This is a genomic window from Psychrobacter sp. CX21, assembly GCF_057396255.1.
Genome location: NZ_JBXYJG010000015.1, coordinates 38,381 through 61,484, shown reverse-complemented (window position 1 = coordinate 61,484; position 23,104 = coordinate 38,381). Strand labels below are relative to the sequence as shown.

General features: G+C 39.9%; 18 protein-coding genes. 11 read left to right on the top strand and 7 right to left on the bottom strand.

Annotation, left to right across the window (positions count from 1 at the left end; translation table 11 throughout):
- The first annotated feature begins 769 nt into the window (after positions 1 to 769).
- The 8 genes from AC2SLP_RS09405 to rimI all read left to right on the top strand — a co-directional run bounded on the left by AC2SLP_RS09405 (position 770) and on the right by rimI (position 8,596).
- Complete coding sequence (locus tag AC2SLP_RS09405; RefSeq protein WP_486536433.1) at positions 770 to 2,485, top strand: acetolactate synthase 3 large subunit; 1,716 nt, start codon at positions 770 to 772, stop codon at positions 2,483 to 2,485.
- Positions 2,485 to 2,979 (top strand): acetolactate synthase small subunit, encoded by a 495-nt coding sequence (gene ilvN / locus AC2SLP_RS09400; RefSeq protein WP_486536414.1) that lies wholly within the window; start codon positions 2,485 to 2,487, stop codon positions 2,977 to 2,979. The genes AC2SLP_RS09405 and ilvN overlap by 1 nt, the downstream gene beginning before the upstream one ends.
- Before the next feature lie 241 nt (positions 2,980 to 3,220).
- Positions 3,221 to 4,237 carry a ketol-acid reductoisomerase gene (ilvC, locus tag AC2SLP_RS09395; protein WP_486536413.1) on the top strand — a complete coding sequence of 339 codons (1,017 nt, stop codon included), beginning with the start codon at positions 3,221 to 3,223 and terminating at the stop codon, positions 4,235 to 4,237.
- Positions 4,238 to 4,429: 192 nt separating this feature from the next.
- Positions 4,430 to 4,855, top strand: a complete 426-nt coding sequence (locus tag AC2SLP_RS09390) for a hypothetical protein (protein ID WP_486536412.1) — start codon at positions 4,430 to 4,432, stop codon at positions 4,853 to 4,855.
- Positions 4,856 to 5,201: 346 nt separating this feature from the next.
- The gene (locus tag AC2SLP_RS09385; RefSeq protein WP_486536411.1) at positions 5,202 to 5,414 is read left to right on the top strand and encodes a cold-shock protein; all 213 of its coding nucleotides are present in this window, start codon (positions 5,202 to 5,204) and stop codon (positions 5,412 to 5,414) included.
- Positions 5,415 to 5,950: 536 nt separating this feature from the next.
- Positions 5,951 to 6,700: an electron transfer flavoprotein subunit beta/FixA family protein gene (locus AC2SLP_RS09380; RefSeq protein WP_486536410.1), complete on the top strand. Its 750-nt coding sequence runs from the start codon at positions 5,951 to 5,953 to the stop codon at positions 6,698 to 6,700.
- A 67-nt stretch (positions 6,701 to 6,767) separates the two neighbouring features.
- On the top strand, positions 6,768 to 7,700 hold the full coding sequence (locus tag AC2SLP_RS09375) for an electron transfer flavoprotein subunit alpha/FixB family protein (RefSeq protein ID WP_486536409.1): 933 nt from the start codon (positions 6,768 to 6,770) through the stop codon (positions 7,698 to 7,700).
- A 263-nt stretch (positions 7,701 to 7,963) separates the two neighbouring features.
- Positions 7,964 to 8,596 carry a ribosomal protein S18-alanine N-acetyltransferase gene (gene rimI / locus AC2SLP_RS09370; RefSeq protein ID WP_486536408.1) on the top strand — a complete coding sequence of 211 codons (633 nt, stop codon included), beginning with the start codon at positions 7,964 to 7,966 and terminating at the stop codon, positions 8,594 to 8,596.
- Positions 8,597 to 8,755: 159 nt separating this feature from the next.
- Here the strand turns inward: rimI and AC2SLP_RS09365 are convergent, their stop codons facing one another.
- The 3 genes from AC2SLP_RS09365 to trxB form a co-directional block, all read right to left on the bottom strand.
- Positions 8,756 to 9,616: an arginyltransferase gene (locus AC2SLP_RS09365; protein ID WP_486536407.1), complete on the bottom strand. Its 861-nt coding sequence runs from the start codon at positions 9,614 to 9,616 to the stop codon at positions 8,756 to 8,758.
- Positions 9,613 to 10,398 carry a leucyl/phenylalanyl-tRNA--protein transferase gene (gene aat / locus AC2SLP_RS09360; protein ID WP_486536406.1) on the bottom strand — a complete coding sequence of 262 codons (786 nt, stop codon included), beginning with the start codon at positions 10,396 to 10,398 and terminating at the stop codon, positions 9,613 to 9,615. The genes AC2SLP_RS09365 and aat overlap by 4 nt, the downstream gene beginning before the upstream one ends.
- A gap of 319 nt (positions 10,399 to 10,717) precedes the next feature.
- Positions 10,718 to 11,740 (bottom strand): thioredoxin-disulfide reductase, encoded by a 1,023-nt coding sequence (gene trxB, locus AC2SLP_RS09355; RefSeq protein WP_486536405.1) that lies wholly within the window; start codon positions 11,738 to 11,740, stop codon positions 10,718 to 10,720.
- 283 nt (positions 11,741 to 12,023) lie between these two features.
- On the opposite strand from trxB, the gene AC2SLP_RS09350 reads away from it, so the two are divergent.
- From AC2SLP_RS09350 to AC2SLP_RS09340, 3 genes are all read left to right on the top strand, one after another.
- Complete coding sequence (locus tag AC2SLP_RS09350; RefSeq protein ID WP_486536404.1) at positions 12,024 to 15,566, top strand: DNA translocase FtsK; 3,543 nt, start codon at positions 12,024 to 12,026, stop codon at positions 15,564 to 15,566.
- Positions 15,567 to 15,816: 250 nt separating this feature from the next.
- The gene (locus AC2SLP_RS09345; RefSeq protein WP_486536403.1) at positions 15,817 to 16,527 is read left to right on the top strand and encodes a pirin family protein; all 711 of its coding nucleotides are present in this window, start codon (positions 15,817 to 15,819) and stop codon (positions 16,525 to 16,527) included.
- Between the two features lie 579 nt (positions 16,528 to 17,106).
- Complete coding sequence (locus AC2SLP_RS09340) at positions 17,107 to 18,597, top strand: amidase (RefSeq protein WP_486536402.1); 1,491 nt, start codon at positions 17,107 to 17,109, stop codon at positions 18,595 to 18,597.
- 71 nt (positions 18,598 to 18,668) lie between these two features.
- Here AC2SLP_RS09340 and rtcA read toward each other — a convergent pair whose 3' ends face one another.
- The 4 genes from rtcA to AC2SLP_RS09320 all read right to left on the bottom strand — a co-directional run bounded on the left by rtcA (position 18,669) and on the right by AC2SLP_RS09320 (position 23,104).
- The gene (rtcA, locus tag AC2SLP_RS09335) at positions 18,669 to 19,835 is read right to left on the bottom strand and encodes an RNA 3'-terminal phosphate cyclase (protein ID WP_486536401.1); all 1,167 of its coding nucleotides are present in this window, start codon (positions 19,833 to 19,835) and stop codon (positions 18,669 to 18,671) included.
- 245 nt (positions 19,836 to 20,080) lie between these two features.
- Positions 20,081 to 21,439 carry an AAA family ATPase gene (locus AC2SLP_RS09330; protein ID WP_486536400.1) on the bottom strand — a complete coding sequence of 453 codons (1,359 nt, stop codon included), beginning with the start codon at positions 21,437 to 21,439 and terminating at the stop codon, positions 20,081 to 20,083.
- A 358-nt stretch (positions 21,440 to 21,797) separates the two neighbouring features.
- Complete coding sequence (locus AC2SLP_RS09325; protein ID WP_486536399.1) at positions 21,798 to 22,256, bottom strand: DIP1984 family protein; 459 nt, start codon at positions 22,254 to 22,256, stop codon at positions 21,798 to 21,800.
- Between the two features lie 404 nt (positions 22,257 to 22,660).
- Positions 22,661 to 23,104 carry a hypothetical protein gene (locus AC2SLP_RS09320; protein ID WP_486536398.1) on the bottom strand — a complete coding sequence of 148 codons (444 nt, stop codon included), beginning with the start codon at positions 23,102 to 23,104 and terminating at the stop codon, positions 22,661 to 22,663.

The window sequence follows — 23,104 nt, the reverse complement described above, 5'->3', positions numbered from 1 at the left end:
AATGTTAAATAAATAAACATTTGACGCCCTATTAAATTTATTTAGTTGACAACACAATCAAAACATAACATCATGGGTTTTTTGATTAGTCAGTTATCCTGCTCTACCGAGTTAGGTAACTTAAAGTAACTACCGATGTTGGATTACCATCCGCATTATGGTGTTAACTTTTAATGTGATGATTGAATAGCACGATTTTATGTGCTAGTTCAATTCAAGGACTTATCGGTCTACAGTGGCTAAGTTGCCAGTCTGGATTTACAATAGTTTTGTATATTCGGAGTGGTGGGTATAAATAGTTATACCTTTTAACCCGTATTGTGTACCAAGCTTTACTTACGTATTGTTTATACCGTGCATAAATCTCGTTAAATTCTTAAAACTGTCTTACGTCATCTCTATTAGATAGCACAGATTGCTTGATCTGACTATTCGTGATTATAAGATGACACGTAAGAGCTCTCTTCTAGAGTATAGTTTATTCACTGAACCTTTATCCGTATATCACATGGCTAATGCCTGATGGTATTTTTGTCATGTCTATAGAGTTAATAATTAAGCTAGATATGATTTGAGATAACCGTTTAAAATATGTTTTTTGGAAGCTTTTATGCTTTCAAAACATTAAAACATCCCGCAATAAATAAAGGTGATGACAGTGACTCAAACAACTCAAAGTCCTAATATGACAGGGCACACACAAACCGCACACGCTGCAATTAACTTTGGTAAAAAGCGTGAACTCCTAGAGCATGGCGAAGGGCCAATTATGCTGTCAGGGGGTGAAATGCTAGTTCAATCTCTTATAGATGAGGGCGTAGAATATATCTTCGGTTACCCTGGTGGTGCTGTATTGCATATCTATGATGCAATTTTTAAACAAGACACCATTGAGCATTTATTGGTACGTCATGAGCAAGCTGCTGGACATATGGCTGATGCGTACTCACGTAGAACGGGTAATACAGGCGTTGTCTTAGCCACATCAGGCCCTGGCGCTACCAATACCGTCACTGCCATTGCCACTGCCTTTATGGATTCAATTCCTATGGTAGTCATTTCCGGACAAGTACCTAAATATCTGATTGGTGATGATGCATTCCAAGAAACGGATATGGTAGGCGTATCTCGTCCTATAGTTAAGCATAGTTTTCAGGTGAGACATGCCAGCGAAATACCAGAGATTGTTAAAAAAGCATTCTATCTTGCTCAATCTGGCCGTCCGGGCCCAGTTGTTATTGATATTCCAAAGGATACAACAGCGCCGCATGAAAAGTTTGAATACAATTATCCAAAGTCAGTAAACATGCGCTCTTATCAGCCTTCCGTGAAAGGTCATACAGGCCAAATTAAAAAAGCGATTGAAACGCTTCTTGCCTCAAAGCGTCCTGTACTATATGCAGGTGGCGGCGTTATCTTGAGCAATGCACATAAAGAATTGACTGAGCTTGCGCACAAATTAAATCTACCGGTGACCAATACATTGATGGGTCTTGGAGGCTTCCCAGGCTCTGACCGTCAGTTCATTGGTATGCTAGGTATGCACGGTACTTATGAAGCGAACATGACCATGCATCATGCTGATGTGATATTAGCCGTTGGCGCACGCTTTGATGATCGAGTCACTAATAACGTTCAAAAGTTCTGTCCAAACGCTACTATCATTCATATAGATATCGATCCTGCCTCTATTTCTAAAACGATTAATGCCGATATTCCTATTGTAGGGGATGTAAAAGCGGTTCTAACTCATATGAATGATCTGTTAGAAGGTGATGACAAGCAGCTAGACCAACCTGCACTATTAGACTGGTGGTCACAGATTAATGAGTGGCGTAAACGGCATGGACTACGTTTTGATACCAGTACCGAGAACGGCATGAAGCCTCAATCAGTGGTAGAAAAACTCTATGAGCTTACCGACGGTAAAGCAATTATCACCAGTGATGTGGGTCAGCATCAAATGTTTGCCGCCTTGTATTACAAGTATGATGAGCCGCGTCAGTGGTTGAACTCTGGTGGTCTTGGCACAATGGGCGTTGGCTTGCCTTACGCAATGGCCGCTAAGCTGGTTGAACCTGAGCGTGATGTAGTGTGTATAACGGGTGAAGGCTCTATTCAGATGAATATTCAAGAGTTATCAACCTGTTTCCAATACGGACTACCGGTTAAGATATTATGCTTAAATAACGCCCAGCTAGGTATGGTAAAACAGTGGCAAGATATGTTGTATGAAGGTCGTCACGCATCATCATATATGGAGTCTCTACCAGATTTTGTAAAACTTGCCGAAAGCTATGGTCATGTTGGTGTTAAAATTACTGATCCTGAAAAGCTTGATGAACAACTAGCAGAAGCGATGGCGATGAAAGATAAGCTGGTCTTTATTGACGTTTATGTTGATCGTAACGAGCATGTTTATCCCATGCAAGTGGCCGGACAATCTATGCGCGATATGTGGTTATCAAAAGGGGAGCGTACCTAATGCAACAACATTTAATTTCTGTACTTATGGAAAACGAAGCGGGGTCGCTTTCACGTCTAGTGGGGCTATTTTCACAACGTGGTTATAACATCGAAACCCTTAACGTCGCACCGACTGACGATGATACTATCTCTCGCTTAACCTTAACGACCAATGCCAGTACCGATAAGATTGAACAAATCACCAAGCACTTGCATAAACTTATCGAAGTCATTAAAGTTATTGATTTAACAGACAATGCCCATGTAGAGCGAGAGCTAATGCTCATTAAAGTACGAGCTACAGGCAGTGCAAGATCTGAGGTAAAACGTAGTGCTGATATCTTCCGTGCGCAAATTGTAGATGTTACCTCAAGTATTTATACGCTACAAATAGTAGGCGATGAAGCAAAACTTGATGGCTTTATAGAAGTCATTGGGCGTGAACGTATTCTAGAAGTGGTGCGTTCAGGTGTGATTGGTATCTTACGTGGCGAGCGTACGCTTAGTGTATAAATTCAAAGTCATGGGTGTATTTTAACTATCCTTATGATTTAATTTTTTTTAATTGCGTATAAATGCAATTGGATTAAAAAAGCAACTGATGTATAAAAAGTAAATAATTAGGAATAGTGCTAAAAACAATTATTTTTTATAACCTGACACGATAAGCACGTATAATCAGATAAATAACACTTGTATTACCCTATCATTCATTAATTTCAAATCAATTTGAAAGTTTATTAAAGGACAAATTATGAACGTTTATTACGATAAAGATTGTGATCTATCAATCATCCAAGGTAAGAAAGTAGCCATTATTGGTTATGGTTCTCAAGGTCATGCACACGCATTGAATTTACAAGATTCAGGCGTTGATGTGACAGTTGGGTTGCGTGGAAACTCTGGCTCTTGGAAGAAGGCTGAAAATGCTGGCTTAAAAGTAGCTGAAGTTGCTGACGCTGTTCAATCTGCTGAAGTAATTATGATCTTAACGCCAGATGAGTTCCAAAAATCTTTATACGAAGACGTTATTGAGCCAAACATTAAAGAAGGCGCAACCTTAGCATTCGCTCATGGCTTTGCTATTCACTATAATCAGGTTGTACCGCGTGAAGATTTAGACGTCATCATGGTAGCGCCTAAAGCACCAGGTCACACGGTTCGTTCTGAATTTACTAAAGGCGGCGGTATTCCAGATCTTATCGCTATCTATCAAGATGCTTCAGGTCAAGCTAAACAAGTGGCATTATCTTATGCAGCTGGAGTTGGCGGTGGTCGATCAGGTATTATCGAAACTACTTTCAAAGATGAAACTGAGACTGACTTATTTGGTGAGCAAGCGGTACTTTGTGGCGGCGCTGTAGAACTTGTTAAGATGGGTTTTGAGACGTTAACAGAAGCAGGTTATGCACCAGAAATGGCTTACTTTGAGTGCTTACACGAGCTTAAGCTTATCGTCGATCTTATGTACGAAGGCGGTATTGCGGATATGAACTACTCAATCAGTAACAACGCTGAGTACGGTGAATACGTAACAGGTCCAGAAGTTATTAATGAGCAGTCTCGTGAAGCCATGCGTCATGCCTTAAAGCGCATTCAGTCTGGTGAATACGCTAAGATGTTCATTACAGAGGGCGCAACAAATTATCCATCAATGACAGCGCGTCGCCGTAATAATGCTGATCATGAAATCGAAAAAACAGGGGCTAAGCTGCGTGGTATGATGCCATGGATTGGTGGTAATAAAATCATTGATAAAGATAAGAACTAGTTTCTCATTAATATCATCTTAAACAAGCAGGCTTAAAATTTAAGCTAAATGTTTATTTCTCGATTTTATTTAATATATGATCTATACGTAAAATATAGGCCCACATGCTAAATTGAGATGTGGGTTTTTTTAATGTAACGAAAATATTGACGTGCCTACTCAAACACTTAAATAAAAGGATGTTATTAAATAATGGAGATACGAGATATTACGCTAACTAATGTTGCATTGATTTACATCGCTTGTAGTGCTTTGGTCGCGTTGCTTATTATTATTGAAGGTAATATGCTCAAAAAAACGCAAGGCAAATTACCAAAGTCTAAGTTATTCGCCATTAGTTCGGCAATAGAGACGCTGTGGCTGCTCGTATCAATAGTGGCTATTTACTGGCTAGATTTAGAATCAATACAAAAGGCTGTGCCATTTGCTTATATTATATATACGGTTTTTGGCTGGATATATGGGTCTCGGCTCTTACGCAAAGGTGGTATGCCTGAGTCGACTGATAAGCTCATCATTCCTAAATCGTATATAGCGTTTAGCCAGTCTTTTGCTATGTGTTACGCGCTCTTATGTATGGCAGTACTCATGACATCCGTACTATCATTTAATAAGTAGATGAATCAATTAATTTAAAAGGTTACATCATTATTACGAAAAGCATATATATCGATTATATATTACCTCATATAAAACTAGGATAAGCAGTTTAAAGCTGTTATACTATCTGACAGTAAGTAAGTTACTTTTTGAATGATTAGCAATGCTAGTTGTTCAAACATGACTGCGTTTAAGTAGAAGTGTAAATAAGTAGTTATTTATTAGAGTTAGTGATTAGAACCAAGATTAGTCATATTCTAATTAAGACTACTCTAAATTACGCTTATACGGGTTATATTACTTTTGTAATTAATCTACTAAGCATCATGACTATAGTTAAATCAATTATATATTAGGAAAAGTTATGTCAGAACGTGTTCAAGGTACTGTTAAGTGGTTCAACGAAGCTAAAGGTTTTGGTTTCATCGCTCAAGACGATGGTGGTCAAGACGTTTTTGCTCATTACAGTGCTATTCAAGGTAGTGGTTTCAAAACCCTAGCTGAAGGTCAAAAAGTATCTTTCGTACTAGGCCAAGGCCAAAAAGGTCCACAAGCTGAGCAAATCGAAGCTGAATAATTTCTTTAGGTAATACCTAATGATATATACATTAATTATCTAAATAGATGATGATGTATTTAAAAGACAACCTTAAGGTTGTCTTTTTTTTTCGTAATTTTTATCAATATTTAAGGCTATTTATACTGTTTAGAATAACGTCAATTTGGAAAGTTGCCCCTAGGTGGCTACAAAATAATTTAATGAAAATCCTATTTAAAGCGTCATTAAGAATTTATGACCCTTTATTCACGTCGAAAGCTTGACCTATCAAAGCCTGTCACGCAATATATTGACGTTCAATAAATAATAATTATTTGTGCACCTTATTCACTATCATTTCATCTCTGCAACTGTGTGGATATATAACCTGCTCTATCTATACCACCTTAATTAATTAAATAAATGATGAATAGTATTCGGAATGTAGAAGTTAATTAAACTCTTACAAATTGAAATTTTAATTTGTAAATATTCTAGATATTATAGAGTTAGTAATGAAAGCCATATAATTTTTTTATTCTAAGATAATTCATAACAAAATAAACGAGGAACGTATGAAAGCATTAGTCGCTGTTAAGCGTGTTATTGACTATAACGTAAAAGTTCGTGTTAAAGCCGATAATTCAGGTGTCGACCTGAGCAATACAAAAATGTCTATCAACCCTTTTTGTGAGATTGCGGTTGAAGAAGCAGTACGTTTGAAAGAAGCTGGCGTTATTGACGAGATTATTGTCGCATCAATCGGTCCTAAAGAAGCCCAAGAACAGATTCGTGCTGCTTTAGCGTTGGGTGCTGACCGTGGTGTGTTAGTTGAAACTGATGACAAACCTTATCCGCTTCAAGTTGCTAAGATTCTTAAAGGTATTGCTGAACAAGAAGAGACTGATATTATCTTACTTGGTAAGCAAGCTATTGATGATGATAACAACCAAACAGGTCAGATGCTTGCAGCGCTAATGGGTATCGGTCAAGGTACATTTGCTTCCGAAGTCAGCGTCGAGGGCGACACTGTAAATGTTACCCGTGAAATTGACGGTGGTTTACAAACGGTTGCGTTACCATTACCAGCTGTAATTACTACTGACCTTCGTCTTAATGAGCCACGTTATGCGAAGCTTCCTAACATTATGAAAGCTAAGAAAAAACCATTAGATCAAAAGACCCCAGCGGACTTTGGTGTCGATATGTCATCAAAGCAAGAAGTCATTAAAGTGACGCCACCACCTGAGCGTTCTGAAGGTATTAAAGTGGGTTCAGTTGATGAGTTAGTCGACAAGCTAAGAAATGAAGCTAAAGTTATTTAAGATACTGCCCTCATTCAATCGCTTAACCTCATAAACCCATATTAAATTTTGAAAGGATTATATTCTCATGGCAATTTTAGTATATGCAGAACATGATAACAAAGAGCTTAAAAAAGCCACTTTAAATACGGTAACCGCTGCCTCACAGATGGGTGATGACATTCATATTTTAGTGGCAGGTTCAGGCTGTCATCCAGTAGCTGAAGAAGCTGCAAAAGTTGCAGGTGTTTCTAAAGTATTTTGTGTAGATAGCCCAGCATACGAATATCAATTGGCTGAAAACATAGCTATGTTAGTGAAAGATTTTGCTGATGATTATAGCCACATTGTAGCGCCTGCAACTACCAATGGTAAGAACTTCATGCCACGTGTTGCTGCGCTATTAGATGTCAGTATGATTACTGATATTATGCAAGTTATTGATGCCAATACGTTTGAGCGTCCTATCTATGCCGGTAACGCTTTAGCAACTGTTAAGACTTCTGAAGATAAAGTACTTGTCACTGTACGTACAACCGCCTTTGATCCTGCTGATGCAGAGGGTGGTTCAGCTACTGTTGAACAACTCGATAACTCACATGATGCGGGTAAATCAAGTTTTGTTAAAGAAGAGCTTGCTGCATCTGATCGTCCAGAGTTAACTTCAGCTGAGATTGTAGTTTCAGGTGGTCGTGCTTTAGCTAATGGTGAAAACTTTACTAAATACATTGAGCCATTAGCTGATAAATTAGGTGCTGCTATTGGTGCTTCGCGCGCTGCTGTTGATGCTGGTTATGTACCTAACGATATGCAGGTTGGTCAAACGGGTAAAATCGTTGCACCAAACCTATATATCGCTGCTGGTATTTCAGGCGCTATTCAGCATTTAGCAGGTATGAAAGATTCTAAAGTTATTGTTGCCATTAACAATGACCCAGAATCACCGATTGCTAGCGTTGCTGATTACTTCTTAGAAGCAGACTTATTTGAAGCGCTACCTGAGCTGACAAGCAAGCTGTAATACATTAAGACACGCGCTATCTTGATCCAAAGCCTTCAACGCTATGTTGAAGGCTTTTTTTATGGCTTAACTTCATTCTGTTCTGCTTTATACTATAGTCAAAGAACTTTAAAGTAGTCACAAGGCAACCGAGTGCAAGTACTACTGGAGTAGGCTTAACGAGGTTAACACCGTGACTCTTTATAAGTTCGCCGACTATAGACATTAAGCTTAAAGAATAAGCTCGTTAAATATTATATATATTAATAAGTGAAGTATGGTCTATGCAAAATTTTCCCAAACCTTCTATTTATCAGATCACTGCTAATCAAATTAAAGCGCATAAATTTGATATGATGCTGTTGCAGCAAGTTATTGAAATAGAAAAGCTGGTTCAATTCGATAGCTGGAGCTATCAACAAATTCAAGAGCTATTAAAGTTAGACATAAATCAGTGTTGGTGTGTTCTAGCAGATGACATTCTAATTAATACTGATACTGATACTGATACTGATACTGATACTGATACTGATAAAAATAGTGACCTTGCTGAAAATGTAAATTCAAATACATACATAAAGCAAAATGCTAATAAGCAGGTAATGGCATACTGTATTATAAGTATGGTATTCGAAGTAGCCGAAGTATTACGTATTGGAACCCATCCAAGTTATCAACGTCAAGGTTTAGCGATAAAGTTGCTACAAGTGTTAATAGATAGTATGCAAAACAATAACCTTGAAAGAATACTCCTTGAAGTTCGTGCTGATAATTTTCAAGCCATAGCGCTTTATAAGAAGTTGGGGTTTAAGATCATTCATACGCGTAAAAACTATTACTCAATCCCCACTGGTAACGATAAGGCGCCGAGTAGTAATACGGATGCGTTAATTATGCAATATGAACGGGAAGGGTAGAGATAAGTCTAAGGTGAAGGTTAAGGGAATATGTAAAAGGTGGAATAGATTAATGCTATTGCCACTTAATTTTAGAGTGCGTTATTGACTGAAAGCTTTTTGACTGACAATTTAAGACTCTATAGAAAGTTAAAAACTGTATATAGGTCATACATATACTTATCGCATCAAAAAGTTAACCACTGAGGTATTAAGCTGATTTAGAATGTCATCACTATCAGGCGCTTGTTCAAAGTAGTGCCATTGATCGTTAATTAGCAGCTCAATAGGAGCGTACTCAGTCTTATAACGCATTTTTTTGACACTTGGAATCCAAAACCCCAAATATAAATAGGGAAGTCCCAACTCTTGAGCTAATTGAATCTGTTGCAAAATACAATACACCCCTAAGCTTCGAGAGTTAAAACTGCGATCAGAATCAAAATAAGTGTATATGCTTGACAAGCCGTTATCTATCTTATCAGTCACTGCCACCGCTATGAGTCTTCTATTGGGTTCTCTAAACTCCATAAACACACTGTCAGCAGGGCTATTCATTAAAAATTGTTCAAAAGTTTGTAGGCTTGGTGGGTACATATCCCCATCGACGTGCCGAGCTGAAATATATTTTTGATATAAATTATAATGTTCTTGAGTGGCCCTATGTGCAGCGTTTATAGACAGAGTCACATGGGCATTACGATTTAAAATTTTTCGATAGCGGCGGGACAACTTAAATTCATCAACAATGACACGGCAGGAGATACATTGCATGCAGTGGGAACAATGCGGCTTATAAAACGCATTGCCACTTCGTCTAAAGCCACTGTGGCTTAATTGAGCGTAAAATACACTGTCAATGGAGTCCTCAGGCTCAATTAATATAAACGCCAATTGTGACATATGCTCAGGAATATAGCTGCATAGACTTGGCAGCGATAACTTTAATAACATCTGATTTAGATTGTTACGGCTGGTTTGCGTTTGCAGATCATTCGCATCCTGTGGCGGCGTTTTGTTTTCAGGTTCAGAACGATTCATGGCGTATCCTCTTTGGAGGTCGATAGCTTACCTTTATGCGAGGGACACAAAGGATTTGAAGTGGATACGTCGAATGTATTAGAGACAAGACCCTGTACGGTATAACTCTGTGACGAAAAGTCGTGCCAGTTTAGACTCGGCTGCGCTACCAATTGTTCAAGAGTTTTTAGAAAAAGCGCTCTTGGCATAATGGATGCCCCTAGGCTTTTAAGATGCGGATTAGGCAATTGGCAGTCAATTAACTCAACCTGAGTTTGTTTGCACAATTTATTTAAAGCCCAAAAGGCTATTTTTGAGGCATTGCTTTGTCGATGAAACATAGACTCACCGAAGTATAATTTGCCAATCTTCAAACCATACAATCCACCAACCATTTCGTTATCCTGCCAGACTTCAATGCTATGCGCATACCCAAGCTCATATAGGTGAATGTAAGCCTCGATCATCTCGTCATGAATCCAAGTATCGTCTGCGTAGCTACGGGGTAAGCTACAGGCATGTATAACTTCTTCAAATGCAGTGTTAACCCGCCAGACCCAGTCGCTCGACTTAGCCAGACGCTTTAAAGATTTACTGGGTTTAAAATCATTTGGATTAAGAACGCACCGAGGCTCTGGACTCCACCATGCCACTGGCTCATCTTCATTAAACCATGGAAACAACCCTTGGGCGTAAGCGTCTAATAGGGTCTGTGACTCAAGATCACCGCCCATCGCAATAAGACCCAATCCATCGGGATCGGCCTCAATAGGGTCGGGGAACACATAATTGCTTTTAAACATAGTGGCTTTTAAATATAATTGCTTTTAAATAAAGTTACTTTTAGACAAAGTTGTTTTTTAACATAGTTGTTTTTTAACATAGTTGTAAGAAAAATAGTACTTATAAATATAAGGCGCTATGAGTCTAGCGCCTTAATATCTATGAATTTAATATATAGTGAAATCAATCTAAAAGGGTTACAAGCTAACCGCGTGCAAGTACTACTATAGTAAGGCGAGCGAGGTTAACACCGTAACCGTTTAGTATTTTGCTGACTATACCGCTTATTTAAGAACTTATAACTTAGATAGATATAAGTTCAAAACGCGCATACGAAAGTTACGCATCTGCGTCTTGCGTCAGTGTAGACGCATAGGTATGATCTTGAGCGTCTGCTTCGCCAATCGCGTCTAAGTATTTTTCAGCATCTAGAGCTGCCATACAGCCGGTACCTGCTGAGGTAATCGCTTGACGATAGATATGATCGGCCACATCACCCGCTGCAAAAACGCCTTCAATACTGGTTTGAGTGGCATTGCCTTTAGTACCGCTATTGACGATAAGGTAGCCATCTTTCATATCTAATTGATCAACGAACATATCGGTATTTGGCTTGTGTCCAATAGCCACAAACATACCCATAACATCTAGATGCTTTGTGCTACCATCCTCAGTCGATTCAATGACAACCCCATTGACGCCCATATCATCGCCGACCACTTCTTTGACTTTATGGTTCCATTCAATAGTTACATTGCCATTTTTTTGTTTTTCAAACAACTTTTGTTGTAGTATCTTCTCTGAGCGCAGACTGTCACGGCGATGAACTAAGATAACTTCTTTTGCAATATTAGATAGATATAGCGCCTCTTCGACGGCTGTATTACCGCCACCAATAACGGCTACTTTTTGATTTTTATAAAAGAAGCCATCGCAGGTTGCACAAGCAGAAACGCCTAAACCTTTAAATTTAGTTTCTGACTCAATGCCTAGATATTGCGCGGAAGCGCCTGTAGCAATAATGAGCGCATCGCAGCTATACGTGCCAGAGTTACCAACAAGTTTGAAAGGGCGTTCAGTTAAGGTAACAGAATTAATATGATCGTTTAAAATCTCAGTACCGAAACGTTCAGCATGCGCTTTCATACGTACCATTAGATCAGGACCTGTAAGCCCGTGCGCATCGCCAGGCCAGTTGTCAACTTCGGTAGTTGTCGTAAGCTGACCGCCCAACTGCATACCTGAAATAATGACAGGTTTTAAATTGGCACGCGCCGCATAGACAGCTGCTGCATAACCAGCAGGACCAGAACCTAGTATAATGAGTTTTTCATGACGATTTGAAGAGGTGTCTTGTGTCATATCGCTTCCTTAATTTTTAAAGTAGTTGGGTTTGCACAATAGCTATAAGTATCGAGGTTATCGTTATAAGAATGTATTTGCGGGTTGATGACTAAAATAGCAAATGAATTTAATTTATTATATTTATAAATGGAATAAAAATATCATCCTATGCACGAAAGTAGGGCGTAATTTGCTATTATAGAGGGTTATGGTGCTAGGGTTAAGTCCTATTGAAGAATGCCATACAAGATTTATGATAAGTAGAGTTCCATATTTTACCAGTTTAAGATGAGATAGCGTAATGATAACGGCTCAACAAATTTATACTGCCAAAAAAGCCATGTTTACTGCACTTGCCGTCATAGTATCTGCCTATGTGTTTGTTATTTTGATTACCTATAGCCCGAACGATCCTAGCTGGTCGCGTATTAGTAGCGACATGACGACAGTTAGTAATATGGGCGGCGCTGTGGGCGCGTGGGTTGCAGATCTGTTTTATACCTTTTTGGGGTGGTCGGCTTGGTGGGTCATTATATTTTTAGCTTATGAAGCTTTGAGTCTTTGGTGGGAGCGTCAACAAACATTTGGTTTGATCCGATTGATCGCCTATATTTTTTTAATCCTTGGTAGTGCAGGTCTGGTAGCTATCATTCCTCAGCTGCTAGGTCTTGCAGATGCTAATGTGGCTCGAATTGGTGGTGTGCTCGGGTCAGAAGTAGCCGCGCGTTTGTCAGCCTTACTTACCCCGTATGGGGCAGGCTTGTTTCTATTATTATTCACGTTGATTACGATTACGTTCGCCTTTGATGTGCGCTGGAAACAGCTGTTTTCTAAATTTACAAGTTTATCTTGGCTAGGCAGCGGTATTAAAGAGCGCCGTAATGACATACATAATGATCAAAACGACTATGCTGATACTCACCGTAACGATGGTTCGAACGAGCATGCAGCAGGTACAGATGAAGCGTTAGCAAGCGATGAAAGAGCACTGAAAAAAGAGCACAATCTATTTGATAGTATTCGCTCAAAATCATCTGCGCATAGCAATCAGCTCAAACTCAATCTTAAAGAGCAAACGGATACGCATGCTTCCAATACGCATAGGCTGGATGAAAATAATCAAAATGTAAATGAATTAGATAATGGCTCTGTACATACATTTCTAGAATCATCTTTAATAACGAATAGCCCAGGGGCTGACTCAAATTCAGCGCCAAATGGTCAGAGTCAAACGGTAAGGTATTCTGAATTTAACAATGTTCTGGATGAGTTTTTGGTAAATTCAGGTTTAAGTGAGAGCATACTTGCGCTTCGTGAAGAAGAAGCTGCGGCTAATCTTCAACAGCCAAAATCAGCGACAAGTAAGAAACAAGAACCTAGTTTTGCTTGGAATGATCCTGAAGCCATTGACAGTTTGCTCGATGAAGATGCATTACCTGTTGCCGTCGCTGATAATACGACTTTATCCAGTCAAGCGAACCAAGCTTCCTTACACGATGAACCTGCATCCACATCGCCAGAAACGAACGATGTCGCTAGTCCAAATGCTGTATCAGAGACTGCACTACATTCTAAAACAGAAACCGTTTCGTTAGACCCTGCCTATGATAGCGATGGATTAACTGATTCACTGGCAGCTGAACAACTAGCTTCTGATAGAACTACTCATGTCACTGGAGCAACTCGTGTCACCGGAGCCATGCAAAGTCCAACTCAAAGCCATATGAATGAGACAGAATCAGGAACAGGAACAGAGATAGAGACAGGGACTGAAACAGGTAAAGACAACCGTACTCACTCAACCCACGCATTAAATGGTTCGAAAAATAAGTACACGCATAGCGAACTTAATGTAGATACAGCCGGTAATGCCAGTCTCAACACTCAAGCTAGTGGCAGTGGCTATACAAATAATGATAATGATACGCCTATCAATTCGGATGTACCCAAGCAGGCATATAGTGCTCATGCTACAGATCCTGTTATAAAAGCAACTGAATCATCGTCTGCATCTACATCTGACTCCTTACAACATGATGTGGTTGAAAAGAGGGTTGCGCAAGATAAGGTTAAAGAGGTTGAGTCATTTGTAGACCTAACGCCGACCAATACACCACCATCTAACCCAAAGCAGCCACCAACGCTTGTAGACGAATCAGCACTTTCAGATGAACCAAAAGTGTCCAGCAAACCGGCAGTACCTGAAATAAGATTTGCGACGCCAGACGGTGATTCGGGTAATCATATTGAAGACATGGTACCAGAACAGCGTTATAGCGAAGAACCCGAACTGCCAGACATTCACGATGATTCAGCATATGCGAGCGCCAGCCGCGCCATGCAAACTGCAAAACATCGGGAAAGCTTATCGCCCATTCCTGAGCTGTCGATTTTGGACAAGCCAGACCCTGATCGTAAACCCAGCTATACCGCTCAGGAGCTCGAACAACTCTCAGAGCTGTTAGAAATTAAACTACAAGAATTCAATGTCAAAGCTGACGTTGTGAATGCCATACCAGGCCCAGTCGTTACACGTTTTGAAGTTGATTTGGCAGCAGGGGTGAAAGCTAGCAAGGTGACTGGCATATCTCGTGATTTGGCTCGTTCGTTGTCAATGGCATCATTACGTGTGGTAGAAGTCATACCCGGTAAGCCTTATATCGGTATTGAAGTGCCGAATAAAAAGCGTGAAATGGTGAGGCTAATAGAGCTGTTAGAAACCAAAAAGTATAAAGATCCCAATGCTCAAATCAGTATGGCGATGGGTAAAGACATTGGGGGTAACCCCATCATAACCGATCTGGCTAGAGCGCCGCATATGCTGGTAGCGGGTACGACAGGATCAGGTAAGTCCGTACTGGTAAACTCAATGCTACTTTCCATGCTACTCAAATACAAACCCTCTGAGCTTCGCTTAATTCTAATTGATCCAAAACAGCTAGAGCTTGCTAATTATAATGACATTCCGCATTTATTAACGCCTGTCGTGACTGACATGAATGAGGCGGCAAGTAGCCTCGCTTGGTGTGTAGCCGAGATGGAGCGCCGTTATCAATTAATGAGTCTATTAAAGGTTCGTAAATTAAGCGAATTTAATAAAAAAGTCATGGCAGCAGAGCAATCTGGCAAGCCCATGATTGATCCACTATGGCGCCCTAATGAGAGCGTAAGTATTGATAAAGCACCAAAGCTTAAAACGCTACCGATGATTGTAATCGTCGCCGATGAGTTCGCTGATATGATTATGCAAGTTGGAAAACAAGCAGAGGAGCTAATCACTCGCTTAGCTCAAAAATCACGAGCTGCAGGTATTCATCTTATGCTTGCAACCCAGCGTCCTTCTGTAGATGTAATTACAGGTCTTATTAAAGCCAATATTCCCGTACGTGCCGCACTGCGTGTTAACTCCAAAGTGGATTCTCGCACTATATTAGATGCAGGGGGTGCAGAGGATATGCTAGGTAATGGCGATATGCTGTTCTTAGGACCTGGTCAGATTGAGCCGGATCGTGTGCATGGTGCTTATGTGAGCGATGAAGAGGTCAACCGTGTTTGTGATGCTTGGCGTGAGCGTGGTGCCCCAGATTATATCGATAATATGGCCAGTAATTTTGAATTATCGAGTCCAAGCAATAGTGGGGCAGGCAATACTTCAGGCGAAGATGATGCTTTATACGATGAAGCCGTGGCCTTTATAATGGAGACTCGGAAAGTCTCAGCCTCTAGTATTCAGCGTAAATTCAGTATTGGCTATAACCGTGCTGCCCGTATTGTAGATTCTATGGAAGAAGCTGGATTAGTTAGCCCCATGGGCAAGGGCGGAAAACGCGAACTGCTAATGTAAACGTATATACTTAAATTAGTATGATTAAAATGGTCTAAATCTAAACCAAAAAGTGGCTAAGGCCACTTTTTTTACGCGTACTATAAAATAAGATTAACCTTACTTATTAATGAGTTAAATAGAATGCAGAATTTAAGATACTTAATCATATATTAATAGTAATGGTGTTAAGTTAAGAATATCTTTATGGTATAATAGGCGTGTTAAATGGTTATAGCCATTAATTTATATTAAATAATAAGGAATAATTATGAAAACTATAATACATAGAGCAGATACTCGCGGTGATGCCAACCACGGTTGGTTAAAAAGTAAACACACCTTTAGTTTTGCTAACTACTATAATCCTGATCGTATGGGCTTTGGTGCCTTACGCGTAATTAATGATGACCATGTAGAAGGTGGTAAAGGATTTGGTACGCATCCGCACCGTGATATGGAAATTGTTTCAATTCCAACATCAGGTAAGCTTGCACACAAAGATACCATTGGTACAAATGGTATTATTGAAAGTGGTGAGATTCAGGTAATGTCAGCGGGTACTGGCATTGCGCATAGTGAAATGAATGGAGAAGCTGGCGAACCTGTTAAGTTTTTCCAAATTTGGATTACACCGAACAAACACGGTGTTGAGCCACGTTATCAGCAGCTTAAGATTGCTGATATGTTGAAGCCTAACGAGTTTAGCCAAATATTATCTCCTAATCCTGATGATGCAGGTGTATGGATTCATCAAGATGCCTGGTTCCATATGGGTAATCTGGATAAAGGTGTTACCGCGAACTATACGCTAAAAAACCCTCAAAACGGTGTCTATGCTTTTGTCATTGAAGGTAGCGTAAAAATTGGTGATGAAGTGCTTAATAGACGTGACGGTATGGGTATCTTAGATACTGAGGGTTTTAATGTTGAAGCTTTAGAAGATGCGTATGTCTTGCTGATGGAAGTACCCGTTAAATAATTTAGATAACTTATATACATTGTTATTCAATATAAATTACTTAACAATATACTATTAAGTTGAGACAATTTACGTAAGCTAAATGAACTGCAACTTTATAGAACGCTTATGTAGCAATCCGTATATTTCTGCATCAAATATTGTAATGCCAAAAGCCAAACCTTAGGGTTTGGCTTTTTTATTGCCTTTGCTATAAGCTATAGTCAAAGATGTCTAAAATGGTTATAAGGCAACCGAGTCGTAGTAGTACTTTTGTAGGCCTAGCGAAGTAAACACCGTAACCGTTTAATAATTCGCAGACTATAGCTATTAAATTTGTAGAATATAAAGCTAAGTAATACCTTTTTTAAAAACAACCTCTCTTTGTCAAACTTGCAAAGTCAATTACTTGTAGCGTTTGCATACGTTTTCCTCGATAGGTAAATTATCAGATTTAATATAAGACTAAGAGATAGATAGCTTTTAAACAGTTTTTAAACTACGATTTTCGAACCTTTTTTTTAAACCATATTTTTCATTTCTTGCTTTGTTATATACCATAAAAATAAGCGCACTACGCACAAATAGACAAGGATTTCTATGTTTAAAGAATATACACAATACGACGCCATTGGACTGGGAACACTTATAAAATCAGGCGATATCAGTGCCAAAGAAGCCTTAGAGGCTGCAATACATCGTGCAAACGAACTCAACCCGCAATTAAACGCCATTATTCATCGGTTTGATGAGCGGGCTTATAATGCCGCCAATCAAGGCTTGCCAGATGGTATCTTTAGCGGTGTGCCTTATTTATTAAAAGATTTAAACTTCTTATTTGCAGGCGAGCCTATTAAGATGGGAAGCCGTAGTATCCATGTTGTGCCCAATCAAGACAATGAGTTGGTGCGGCGGATGCGAGCGACAGGTGTCAACACATTTGGCAAAACCAATACGCCTGAGTTTGGTCTTATGATTACAACCGAACCCAAATCCTTTGGGCCAACGCACAATCCTTTCAAAAAAGGCTATAGTAGTGGCGGCTCCTCTGGTGGGAGTGCCGCAGCAGTGAGCGCGGGCATCGTACCTATGGCAGGCGGTGGAGATGGTGGGGGGTCGATTCGATTTCCCTCAGCGTGGTGCGGTGTGTTCGGATTAAAACCCAGCCGCGGGCGTAATCCAAGTGGTCCATTAACCTCAGAAGGATGGGAGGGGGCTGTTGCCGACCACGTCATAACTCGCAGTGTGAGAGATAGCGCCGCAATGCTCGATGCAACGTCAGGGCGTGAGATAGGCTCAGCGTTTGTGAGCACGCCCTCAGGTAACGACGACTTCTTACAAGCTACTAATACCCCGCCCAAATCGCTTAACATTGCTCTTATGCCAACACCTTTATTCCCAGGTGCTACGGTAGATAAAGAAGTCGAAGGCGTTCTTAAAATGACAGCCAGTCAGCTAGAAGAAATGGGGCATAGCGTTGAGCAGGCCGTACCAAACATTAATAAAGATAGAATGTGGCGAGACTTTTTTACAGTAGTCTGCGCGCATACGGCCTATCATATTGAAGACATCGCCTTACGCTATGGCAAATCGCATGTTAGCAATCTTGAACCCCAAACCCTCAATATGGCCATGATAGGTCGCTCACTAAGCGTCATGGATTTACTAAAAGCCAAGCAGGGCTGGCATGACGTGCAATATCAAACAGGATTACTCCTTGAGCAGTACGACATGATTTTATGTCCTACCGTACCTACTGCCGCTGTAAAACACGGTGTCATACCACCTAGCCGTCTCGATGAGGTGCTTTTGAATATAACAGGCTTAGTTGATAAAGGGATCAATATTGGCAAATGGATTTACAATTCCAATTTGGTAGAAAAGCTCAGTGCGCCTGTCCTTAGTAAAATGGCGTTTACCACTTTGGGTAATATCACAGGTCTGCCTGCAATGTCAGTACCTTTAGGGATGAGCCAAAAAGGGTTGCCAATTGGCATGCAATTTATTGGTCAAATGAACGATGAAGCTCGCTTACTCGCGCTAGCCGCGCAGTTTGAAAAGGCTGGTTTATTTACCAAACCAGCAATATAATAAACTAAGCAGTATACCTAACCCTACAGTTAATAAAGGCGTTTAAGTCATTGATACGCTAAAGAAAGCGCCTAATCATAAACCCTAACTCTATAGCAATGCTCGTTAAACTTTTCAAATTCTATGTTAACGGGCAAAAACTGCTGAATCAGCCACGCTTGCGTCCTGCTATGATTGCTTATAAGCCGAGATGAAAACTCACCGCCACCCGACAAAGCCAAAGGTAATAGCAATTGATCGGTTAAATACTCATCCACAACTGCATCTGTTTTGTAAAGATAGCGTTTTACTAAACCAGCAAATCGCGTACCTACCTTCTCGGACGATGTGTGTTTTTCTCCCAGTAACGTAAACACTTCTTGATGTACAGGCATACTATCTTGATTAAAATGTTTTTTCACTACATGCTTTGCTTCAACGTTTTTAGATTCAGTCTTAACGTCGTTAATAGTATGTGTCACTATGGCATAACAGCAGTTACCCTCTCCAATACCTGACTGCTTTTCTATATGCGTGGTTATCAAAGCCGTATCTAAATTTAACTTAGATAATCTATCTGTCGCAATTAGCAGCTCACGCTGACAGATATCACTATCAAGATTTAAATGACTAGCGACCAAATGAATGGCAATCAAGTTCCCTCGTTTAGTAAGATTAAAAGGTGTCGCAGTGGCACGACGTAGGTAAGGCCTAATCTTGACCCTGATTTCACCGCCGCCGATAGGCGCGTATCCAGACTTAATCAATTCATAATCTATCTGCATGCCAAGCTTAGACAATGCTGGTACAAACCCATACTGAACAAAATCAGCAGTTGGCGCAAATGGATTGTGTGTACCGCCCTTTATCGTAATGGTTGAAGATTGGTTTGAGCGATTCGCTGATGCTGCAAACAATAGCGCTAGGAGTATGGTCTGTAGCACTAGATTGGTACTACCCGCCGAGCCTATATCAAACACATAATCGCCTGCCGACACCTCACTGGGCTCAAACCTTAAGCTTGTGCTATTTAAATGAGCGCCAGTAACGGTTGCATTAGATATCTCTTTTGAAGCTTTAACACACATAAGGTGCTGACGCATCAAACCAGGTTTTGCACGACCATCACGGATGTTATTCACTTCAATCGGCGTACCTGTCAGCATAGATAACGCCAGCGCTGTACGGATGATTTGTCCACCGCCTTCTCCTATGCTGCCGTCTATTTTGAGCCGTTTTTTTACTGCTGCATCCGTCATGGTGCCTACTTTTTATTTAAAGTTATTCCAGGTTATTAAGGTTATTTATGTTTATTAAGGGTTATCTAAGTTTCCAGATATAGGCGGCTATTTATAGTCAGCGAATTACTGAACGGTTACGGCATTAACCTTGCTAAGCCTACATGAATAGTACTTGCACTCGGTTGCCCTTGTCACCATTTTAGACTTCATTGACTATATCTTTTAGCCCATTTAAATATTATTGTACGAATTGAAGCCATGCCCTAATGGATAAAACCTATGGTTCGATTCTTTTTGACTACTTCACGATATGATTTGTCTGTCAAATTGACCAGTTCGGCAAGCGAAATTGGAGAATCCACCGTTAATGGCAACTCAGATTGCATCAAAGGATCTGTACCATTTAACTTATGCTCAAAATCTTGAGCTTTGGCCGCAATACGCGCGTCGTCTGATTCATTGTCTTTTTGGTCAATACTGTCTTCACCACTATCGTATAAGGTATCAGACTCGTCCGTGTCTTGATCATTATAATCAGTAACAGTATCAGTATCAGTATCAGTATCTGACGCATCAGCTTTGTTTGCATAGGCTGCCAAATACGCATTGGCTTTAGCCGTTTCAAGTTCATGAAACTTATATTCAGCAATCAGGCGTCCTTTACGCATCAGCGCAGGATCAATCTGTGAAATATCTGAATTAAAAGTACAAATCAATTGACAAGCTAGCACATCAGATAGCATGCCATCTGCAATATTCAAGATGGAAGACACCATGTCGGTATTGCTATTTTCTGGAGTACGCTCCCCAATATAATTCTCACAATCCTCTAATACCAATACTGAGCCTTTATTCTCAATGAGTAGCGTAATAAACCCAGGATCTGCCAACATATGAATCATGGTACTGGGCACAAAGATAAACTTTTTATCGGTCACTTGGCTTGTCAACCATTTAATATAATTTGATTTACCCGAGCCTGCAATACCATGTAGCAAAACAATGCCTTTATGCGTCGTAGATAGTGATTCGACAATATGCGCATGAACATCGGCGAAGTCATCGTTGTACATCAGACTTATATCAATAGGGTAGGGGATGATTTTGTGGGTATTAAGCTCAAAGCCATCATTCGTCTTAACCAATATAGACACTTTTGGCTCTTTGGGTTGATACTTATCGACAAACGCATCAAAAAAAGCATCCACATCTGCCTTAATATTGTCGCGTCCTTTGTCAAAATAGACGTTTTCTAACTTAAGCAACCCGTTTTCGAACAGCTCATTTTCATAGTCATTAGACAAATTTGTATTGAGTACAACAAAAATCTCATATTCTGGATGAAAATAGCACAGCTCTTTTTCAAAAAACGCATTCGTCTTTTTAGAATAGTCCAAATGAGTGAAATCCGTACACTGAACCAACTGATTAAGCTTATCTTGAGCGATAACCAAATCCGAACTGCCGATGTATACCCCACCAAACAAATGATCGAGCAAATCACTATAAGGCTGGTATTTTGATGCCCATAAGCGATTGTCCACCACAATACGGTTACCATCACATTGATCCGTAATTAGGTATTGCCGATCGACATAATACTTTGATTCTAAAATCTTCATAACTCACCATCGAAACGCTTTATATAAAATGCAGTATCATACTGCGTTACTTCTTAAAAGTCCTTAACATTGCTAACGTTTGATGAGGTCTAGCAGGGTTAAGGATTATTTATTGTCTTAATAAAATTGAAACCGACTGTCAGTGTCTGGTAGTAAGGTCTAACAAGTGCATAGTACAGTGTGATGAGTACGAGGCATAAGGTGTAAAAGTAACGCCTGCCCACGACGCATCGGGTAGGCCACTGCAGTATATTTTCAACCCCCTGCTGTGGAAGTACGGGTCTGACACTCGCCCAGTCGGTTCCAAACTGGTAGTCTATCAAATGGTTATTTGATAGAGTATTATTTGAATATAAGTTTAATCGAGCAATTCAATCTGCCAATTATTAGCTTGAATCACAAGGTTGAGCTTACGCAATTTTATGGCGATATCATCGGCTTGTTTTTGTAAGCTAGATACCGAAACAATCACATCCCACTTGATCTCACGATAACTATAACGGTCTTCCTCGTTACGTGTTGCCTCTATCATATCAACTAACAGCTTATGGCGTATCTCAAGCGTATCACGCTCTACAAGTAAGCTTAGCATAGACGCACCGTTATCAGTGGTCGCCGCCGCGTTGGTACGATGAATACGTTCAATTAAGCCGGACAACTCGGTGATAATTTGGCTCGCCTCAATCATCAGCTCGTTTGGGTCTTCACTTGGTGTATCGCCTTCTTGCACCTTAACGTTATTTTTGATGCGCCCTTTTAACTGCGCCAGCTTTTTTTGCATATCGCTACGGATGAGTAGGGCTTCGGCAAGTTTCATTTTTATTCTCCAGTTTGTTTATTTATTTTTAGTTCTATTAAGGCGATACTCTCGGTAAGCAGACTTAACTATTTTTGTAGCGTAGACGCTGGTATGGTGTTAAGGGCGCATGGTTAAGCTTAAGCAATAGCTATTTCATATAAATAGCCTAAGCGAAAATAGTAAGGACACATCTCTATTCAGCAGACGTCAAATACTCTTGCATAATCGCCGTTAGTATTATCATGGTTCAGTAATTCAACTAACCCTTGTTTGCCCTTAAAACCATTGCAACTAGACACCAAAGCCTCATAAGGTTCATGAAAGTTTGCATAGGCATCCTGCCAAGCCTTATAGGTTAGCGTACTTTTATAACGTTTTAAAATGCACTACTTAAAATCTAAATATGATTATAATAACTGCATTTATTTAACATAGCTAAAATAAGCACTATCAAATAACATAAATTCAGTCTTATCCACGTCATTAACATTCACAACCATCGACTTTACAGGCGGTTTTTGTTCATCACCATTCCAAACCGTAAAACTATCAAACTGATAGCCTTTATTCACGATATTCTTAATCACCTGAAACAAAAATTTTGTATTTAGAATATTACTATCATTTTTGTCCTCTTCAAGCCAGTCTTGCAAACCGATAAACTCATAGTCAAAAGCATTACCATCATATATTCTAAAACCGCAACTACAGTAATTGACGCCATAGGTAGCAAGGCGATAGACATTGTCGTATTTAAGGTTGACTGTGTTTTTTTCAGCAACAGTTTGCTCAAAATACACATTCATTTGATTGAGTTTTGCTAAATCTATGGGGTAGTCGGTACTTATAATGACCTCGTTGCACAT

Excerpts from the sequence above, each read along its gene's own strand:
- AC2SLP_RS09375 (WP_486536409.1), top strand. The coding sequence starts at position 6,768 with ATGGCAATTTTAGTATATGCAGAACATGATAACAAAGAGCTTAAAAAA.
- AC2SLP_RS09325 (WP_486536399.1), bottom strand. The coding sequence starts at position 22,256 with ATGAAACTTGCCGAAGCCCTACTCATCCGTAGCGATATGCAAAAAAAG.
- AC2SLP_RS09340 (WP_486536402.1), top strand. The coding sequence starts at position 17,107 with ATGTTTAAAGAATATACACAATACGACGCCATTGGACTGGGAACACTT.
- AC2SLP_RS09345 (WP_486536403.1), top strand. The coding sequence starts at position 15,817 with ATGAAAACTATAATACATAGAGCAGATACTCGCGGTGATGCCAACCAC.
- rtcA (WP_486536401.1), bottom strand. The coding sequence starts at position 19,835 with ATGACGGATGCAGCAGTAAAAAAACGGCTCAAAATAGACGGCAGCATA.
- AC2SLP_RS09405 (WP_486536433.1), top strand. The coding sequence starts at position 770 with ATGCTGTCAGGGGGTGAAATGCTAGTTCAATCTCTTATAGATGAGGGC.
- aat (WP_486536406.1), bottom strand. The coding sequence starts at position 10,398 with ATGTTTAAAAGCAATTATGTGTTCCCCGACCCTATTGAGGCCGATCCC.
- rimI (WP_486536408.1), top strand. The coding sequence starts at position 7,964 with ATGCAAAATTTTCCCAAACCTTCTATTTATCAGATCACTGCTAATCAA.
- ilvC (WP_486536413.1), top strand. The coding sequence starts at position 3,221 with ATGAACGTTTATTACGATAAAGATTGTGATCTATCAATCATCCAAGGT.
- AC2SLP_RS09390 (WP_486536412.1), top strand. The coding sequence starts at position 4,430 with ATGGAGATACGAGATATTACGCTAACTAATGTTGCATTGATTTACATC.
- AC2SLP_RS09365 (WP_486536407.1), bottom strand. The coding sequence starts at position 9,616 with ATGAATCGTTCTGAACCTGAAAACAAAACGCCGCCACAGGATGCGAAT.
- ilvN (WP_486536414.1), top strand. The coding sequence starts at position 2,485 with ATGCAACAACATTTAATTTCTGTACTTATGGAAAACGAAGCGGGGTCG.
- AC2SLP_RS09330 (WP_486536400.1), bottom strand. The coding sequence starts at position 21,439 with ATGAAGATTTTAGAATCAAAGTATTATGTCGATCGGCAATACCTAATT.
- AC2SLP_RS09320 (WP_486536398.1), bottom strand. The coding sequence starts at position 23,104 with ATGTGCAACGAGGTCATTATAAGTACCGACTACCCCATAGATTTAGCA.
- AC2SLP_RS09350 (WP_486536404.1), top strand. The coding sequence starts at position 12,024 with ATGATAACGGCTCAACAAATTTATACTGCCAAAAAAGCCATGTTTACT.
- trxB (WP_486536405.1), bottom strand. The coding sequence starts at position 11,740 with ATGACACAAGACACCTCTTCAAATCGTCATGAAAAACTCATTATACTA.
- AC2SLP_RS09385 (WP_486536411.1), top strand. The coding sequence starts at position 5,202 with ATGTCAGAACGTGTTCAAGGTACTGTTAAGTGGTTCAACGAAGCTAAA.
- AC2SLP_RS09380 (WP_486536410.1), top strand. The coding sequence starts at position 5,951 with ATGAAAGCATTAGTCGCTGTTAAGCGTGTTATTGACTATAACGTAAAA.